Source organism: Asaia sp. W19 (assembly GCF_003994335.1).
Taxonomy (GTDB): Bacteria; Pseudomonadota; Alphaproteobacteria; order Acetobacterales; family Acetobacteraceae; genus Asaia.
Genome location: NZ_PNQZ01000085.1, coordinates 1 through 6,139, shown reverse-complemented (window position 1 = coordinate 6,139; position 6,139 = coordinate 1). Strand labels below are relative to the sequence as shown.

The 6,139-nt window shown below is 60.0% G+C and carries 6 protein-coding genes; 4 read left to right on the top strand and 2 right to left on the bottom strand.

Features of this window, described 5'->3' with window-relative positions; all coding sequences use genetic code 11:
• From C0V97_RS16315 to C0V97_RS16300, 4 genes are all read left to right on the top strand, one after another.
• A partial coding sequence (locus C0V97_RS16315; RefSeq protein WP_127103603.1) for a hypothetical protein occupies nt 1-519 on the top strand: 519 nt, incomplete at its 5' end.
• Nucleotides 520-902: 383 nt separating this feature from the next.
• Nucleotides 903-1,580: an alpha/beta fold hydrolase gene (locus tag C0V97_RS16310; RefSeq protein WP_199751958.1), complete on the top strand. Its 678-nt coding sequence runs from the start codon at nt 903-905 to the stop codon at nt 1,578-1,580.
• 39 nt (nt 1,581-1,619) lie between these two features.
• Nucleotides 1,620-2,456, top strand: coding sequence for an alpha/beta fold hydrolase (locus C0V97_RS16305; protein ID WP_127103602.1), 837 nt, complete (start codon nt 1,620-1,622; stop codon nt 2,454-2,456).
• A gap of 10 nt (nt 2,457-2,466) precedes the next feature.
• On the top strand, nt 2,467-3,849 hold the full coding sequence (locus C0V97_RS16300) for an FAD-dependent oxidoreductase (RefSeq protein ID WP_127103601.1): 1,383 nt from the start codon (nt 2,467-2,469) through the stop codon (nt 3,847-3,849).
• A gap of 37 nt (nt 3,850-3,886) precedes the next feature.
• Here the strand turns inward: C0V97_RS16300 and C0V97_RS16295 are convergent, their stop codons facing one another.
• Nucleotides 3,887-5,449: a Na+/H+ antiporter gene (locus C0V97_RS16295; RefSeq protein ID WP_127103600.1), complete on the bottom strand. Its 1,563-nt coding sequence runs from the start codon at nt 5,447-5,449 to the stop codon at nt 3,887-3,889.
• A 268-nt stretch (nt 5,450-5,717) separates the two neighbouring features.
• Nucleotides 5,718-6,047, bottom strand: coding sequence for a HigA family addiction module antitoxin (locus C0V97_RS16290; protein WP_233582072.1), 330 nt, complete (start codon nt 6,045-6,047; stop codon nt 5,718-5,720).
• Between the last annotated feature and the right edge of the window lie 92 nt (nt 6,048-6,139).

Here is a 6,139-nt window from a genome sequence, read left to right as displayed (position 1 = left end):
CKKMCGACGCTGTTCCAGCCAAACAGGGTCGATATCAAGGACGACTTGGGCAAGGTGACGGAAATCCTGGACGCACCCCGATCCTCGTTTGCCGGTCACACGCTCGAAACGCCGTGGACGGAACCGCAGCTCGCCTATTTCGCCGGCATCGCGATGTGGACCTACTTCAACGTACCATTCCTTTTGGGGGCTCCCGGCGTCGTAGTGGAACGTCTGGAGGACTGGCAGGAGCAGGGTGAGACCTGGAAGCGCCTGCGCGTGACCTTTCCGCCAGGGATCGCGACCCATAGTACGGTCCAGACTCTCTTTGTGGACGAGGGCGGGCTGATCAAGCGACACGACTACGACGTGGAGATCGCCGGCAATACGCCGGGTGCTCATTACCTGTCCGGTTATCTCGAAGTGCAGGGGATCAAGTTCCCGACTAGGCGACGTATCTTCCCCCGGCAACCAGATGGCCAGGCAATGGCCGAATCACTGGTCGTGTCGATTGACATCGATCGAATCGAGCTTCGCTGAAACTTGCCGCGACGAGAAGACTGACGGGCAGTCCCTTGCCAGCTCCGACCGCGCATATCCCCTGGGTGTGACGGTCGGGCGCTTGTGGGTGCGGAGATCTTCACCGGCAGCGTCAGACAGCTGGTTCAGTTGGAATTACACCCGTCACAACTGCACGCCACGGTGATCGCAGAGGTGCCACCGGCCGACCAACGCGAATACCGGCGGATTTTGTGGAGAATCTTATGACCCACCCAGCCATCATCATGCCGTCCCCATCCTTCATTGAGGTGGACGGACTGCGCATTCGCATCATGCAATCCTCTGCCGGTCCGGGACTACCGATTGTCCTCACGGCCCCCTGGCCGGAGAGCATTTACGCTTTCAACTCCGTATGGGAGCGCATGCAGGCGATCGGCCCTGTCACGGCGGTAGATCTTCCGGGCTTCGGGCAATCCGAAACGCGCTCAGATCTGATGTCACCGGACGCAATGGGCGATTTCCTCATCGAAGTTCTTGATCACCTTCGCATGGAACGCGCGCATTTCGTAGCGCCGGATATCGGCACGCTTGCGACCCTGTACGCGGCGAGCCGCAAGCCGGAGCGTTTTGAAAGCATCGTCGGTGGCAGTGGCGGCATCAGCCTCAATCTGCTCGGCGACCCATTGAAACGGATCGTTGGGTCAACACGCGATGATTTCGCCGCTTTGGAAGGCGGAGAGCAAGTGTACCAGCTCGTTAAGACAATGGCCCGGGCCACCATCCCTGAAGGGATTTTGGAGGATTACCGGACGTCATCGCAGGGCCAGCGCTGGAACGAGGTTGCGGATTTCGTGCGTGCCTACCAGCGTGATCTGCCGCGGCTGGAGACCCTTTTACCAGCTATCACCGTACCAACGCTGGTGATCTCGGGGAAGCACGATCCGTTCGTGCCGCCTGCCAACGGAAGCTTTCTCGCCGAACGCATGCCGCATTGCCGGGCTGACATTGTCGACGCCGGTCATTTCGTTTGGGAGGAAGCGTCCGACATCTACGCTTCCCTGATCGCGGACTGGATCACCGGCGAGTATCGGGACGTATAGATCGACCATAATTTTGGACCGACAGGGAGGAAGATGAACATGAGTTTTGTCAAAACAACGGATGGTACCGAGATCTTTTACAAGGACTGGGGCCCAAAGGACGCGCGCCCGATCATGTTCCACCACGGCTGGCCACTGTCGTCGGACGACTGGGACGCGCAGATGCTGTTTTTCGTCGAGCACGGTTTCCGTGTGATCGCGCATGACCGTCGCGGCCATGGCCGCTCAGCCCAGGTGACGGGCGGCCATGACATGGATCACTACGCAGCCGATGCCTTCGCGGTTGTTGAGGCACTGAACCTTCGGGACGTGGTGCATGTTGGCCACTCAACCGGTGGCGGCGAGGTCACGCGGTATGTGGCCCGTCACGGCGAGCCTTCGGGCCGCACCGCCAAGGCGATCCTCGTCGCCGCAGTGCCGCCTTTGATGCTAAGGACCAACGCCAACCCCGAGGGGCTGCCGATTGAGGTGTTCGACGGCTTCCGCGCGGCGCTTGCCGCCAACCGGGCGCAGTTCTTCCTCGACGTGCCGACGGGTCCCTTTTATGGCTTCAACCGTGATGGCGTAGACGTGCAGCAGGGCGTGATCCGCAACTGGTGGCGTCAGGGCATGAAAGGTTCGGCGCTCGCGCATTACTACGGCATCAAGGCCTTCTCGGAGACCGACCAGACCGAGGATCTCAAGGCCATCACAGTGCCGACGCTGGTGCTGCATGGCGAGGACGACCAGATCGTCCCGATCGCGGACTCGGCCCACAAGGCAATCGGACTCCTGCGCAATGGGACGCTGAAGACCTATCCCGGCTTCTCCCACGGCATGCTGACAGTCAATGCCGACGTGCTGAACGCCGATATCCTCAATTTCATCAAGGCATAGGAGACGGACAATGAGTGCCGAAGCGTTTGACATCGTCGTTTTCGGCGGCGGAAAAGCGGGCAAGTCGTTGGCCATGGATCAGGCGCGCGCGGGCAAGCGCGTCGCCATGATCGAGCGAGGCTATATCGGCGGGTCCTGCATCAACGTTGCCTGCATCCCGAGCAAGGCTCTGATACGTAGCGCCGAGATCCATGCCTCGGCCTTACAAGCTGAGGCCTTTGGGACCGCCACGACCTCGACCCTCGATATGAACGCGGTCGCCGCGAGGACGGCGAAGGTCGTCGGCGACATGGTCGGGCTCAATCGGAAGGCTTTCGAGGCATCGGGTCTTGAGTTGATTCTAGGGTCCGGCCGCTTCGTCGAGCCCAGGGTCATCGAGGTATCGACAACCGAAGGGACGCGGCGTCTCACCGCGCCCGAAATCTATCTTAATCTTGGTACGTCCGCCCATATGCCCGCAATCCCGGGCCTTACGGAGAGCCAACCGCTCACGCATGTCGAGGCGCTCGCGCTGACCGAGTTGCCCGAACACCTCATCATTCTCGGTGGAGGGTATATCGGTCTGGAGCTAGGACAGGCGTTTCGACGCCTTGGCGCGCGGGTAACGATCGTCGAGCGCGGTTCCAATATAGCCAAGCAGGAAGATGACGACGTCGCGCATGCCTTGCGGGATGCGCTCGTCGAGGAAGGCCTCTCCTTCGTTTTCGATGCCCGGGTGGAGAGGGTTTCGGGCCGGTCCGGTCAGGGCGTGGAAGTCATCCTTGACGGCGGAGCAGCCGTCTTCGGGTCGCATCTTCTCGTCGCAACGGGCAGGACGCCTCAAACCAAGGGCATCGGTCTCGATATCGCCGGGGTTGCAGTCGATCAAGGAGGCTTCATCACGGTCGACGCCTCATTGCGGACCTCCGCCGCCGAGATCTGGGCATTGGGCGAAATCGCCGGCACCCCGATGTTCACCCATGCATCGTTCGACGACTATCGTGTCATCAAGAGCGTGAAGTCCGGTGGCCCCCATCGGGCGTCGCGGCGAACCATCCCATACTGTGTCTTCATCGATCCGGAACTGGCGCGCATCGGCCTCAACGAGAAGCAGGCAACCGAGGCCGGGATTACTTTTCGCGTGGCTAGACTTCCAATGGCGTCCGTTCCACGAGCGCGTACTTTGGGGGCGACGCGAGGCTTCATGAAGGCGCTGATCGGCAAGGACGATCGGATCCTCGGCTTTACCATGATGGGCGTTCAGGCGGGCGAGGTAATGACCTCCGTGCAGATCGCCATGATCGCGGGGCTTCCCTATCAGACGCTCCGGGATGCCATTATTGCTCATCCGACGATTGCCGAGGGCCTGAACCTCCTTTTCGCCTCCGTGCCCGAGACGAAGCAAGCCGGGTAAGGACGCTCTCATCCGTCGGAGCGTCGGCGAGGCGTGGTCAATCTATCAGTCGGGCTTCGGCCACCATTTGCTGTAGATCGAGCTCATATTCCATCTCCCGGAGAATAGCATCCGGCAGCGTGCCAGCACGATGGAGTGTGACGATCGCCTCGCGACCCGCCGCTATCACCATAAGAACAGTCCGGAAGTGGGCGATTTCGTGCCCTCGCGTATCGTCGCGCGCATCGCGCGACAGTATCGACGCTTCGAGCTTGCGGCCATATTGCTCGTAGAGACGCGGATGCTCATCGGCAACAGGTTTGAGGGACTCCTGCTGGGCTTGTGACATGATCACCCATGCCTCTCCTTCTGCCGCAATCCCGGCGGCGATCTCTGCTTCGCTATCGAGTTTGAGGTATCTGATCAGGGGGGCAAGTGTCGCACCCTGAACCAGAACGGTGACGACGATAACCATGAAAGCACTCGCCAGGGCCAGATCGCGTCCCGGTAGGGTTTCGGGTAGGGATAAGGCTGCAAGCAAGGTCACCGCCCCGCGCATTCCCGCCCAGGCCATTACTGTTGCTTCACGCAATGACGGGGCACGACCCCTCCCGAAACCAAAAGATCGCACCAGGCGCCAGGCAACATCCGAGCTGAAGACCCATAGAAACCGCGTGACGATGACGGTGGCCGCAATCAACAAGGATGGCAGCAGCAGATCTCCGAGAACGTCGCTGGTATCATGCGCACGGTCGATAACCCCTCGGAGCGACAGTCCGATCAGGATAAAGAGTAGAGATTCCATGAGAAAAACCAGCGCGAGCCAGAAACCTCCGGCTCTTATCCTGATTGTCGCAGACAGATCGCGATGCTGGTGGTAGCCGATAACCAGTCCCATGGTGACCGTTGAGAGCACTCCAGACAGGTGAAGATGCTCGGCGCCGAGATACGAGATCGCCGTTGCTACAAGCATGGCCGCTATCGCATGGCCCGCATCGGAAAGGTTTCGGAGGATCAACCGCCACAAATTGCCCATGATCAGCCCGAACCCGATCCCGCCGAGCGCGAGAACAGCAAATGTTCCGGCAGCCTTTGCGGGATCGACGACACCGGTCAGCGCTGCTGCTACGGCAAACCGAAGAAGAACGAGCCCCGCTGCGTCGTTCAGGAGGCTTTCACCTTGCAGAAGAGCGACGACTCTCCCGGGTAAACGGACATGCGCGAGCACGGCCTCTGCCGCAACCGCATCCGGGGGCGCTACGATTGCGCCGATCGCAACGCAAACAGCCCATGGTAATGTTGGCACGAAGCAATGAAGCACCCACGCAACGGCAAAGGTGGTGAAGGCGACAGCGCCGACTGCAAGAAGAACGATACCAGAAAGGTTCGCCCTGAAGTCGCGCCATGCTGTGAACCATGCCCCGCTTGTCAGCAAAGGAGGGAGGAAGATCGCCAGCACGAGGCCGGGCTCGATTTTTACTGCCGGGATTCCAGGCATCATTCCTAATCCCGCGCCTCCGATGATCAGTACCGCAGCTCGCGGGAGCCTCAATCGTCGCGCACCTGTCTCCAGCAGCAGGATAGCGGCGACGAGGACTACGAGCGCAAGATATTGGTCCATGGTTTCTCCTGTCGTGGGGCTCGCCCTCGATTGTGGCCTCGACGGTGAAACTTCAGCATCTATGCCGTATCAACGATATAGGCTTTATGCGGACATGGTCTGAATAGCCTCGAAGCGCCCCCATCTCATTCTGTGAGTGCGACATTCCTGCCAACGTTTTCACAGTGGCGGCAAGACAGTGACGCGAGTGTGTCGCTGGGTCAGTCGGAGCAAGTTCGGTTTAGCAACCAAGCCAACATTTATCCCACGTACCCGTCGCAACGTTGCTTCACACCCGCCGCTCCACGGTATCAGCCTTATCCTGGAGACTGAAATGCTGAACGTGCAGATCACTCGCATGCGCTCTGGCCTGGGCAAGGTCGAAGGTGCTCTGCATGCGCATCAGCGTCTCGGCTCGTACGCCAAAGGCCTTTTCAAAGCGGATCGCCATCTCCGCGGTGAGCCCACACCTCCCATTCAGAAGGGCGCTGATCGCCTGACGGGAAACGCCCAGATGCTCGGCGACAGTGTTGACCCTGATATTCTGGGGCTCAAGAAGCTCGGTTTTGATCCAGTCCCCGACATGGACTGCGAGCGAGCAATGCATCTTAAGCGCCATGGTAGTCCTCCAAAGCCATATCGCAGAGTTGTCCCTGCTCATTGAGACGAAAAGTAAGCCGCCAGTTTTTAGTGACGGTCATGGACCAAGTG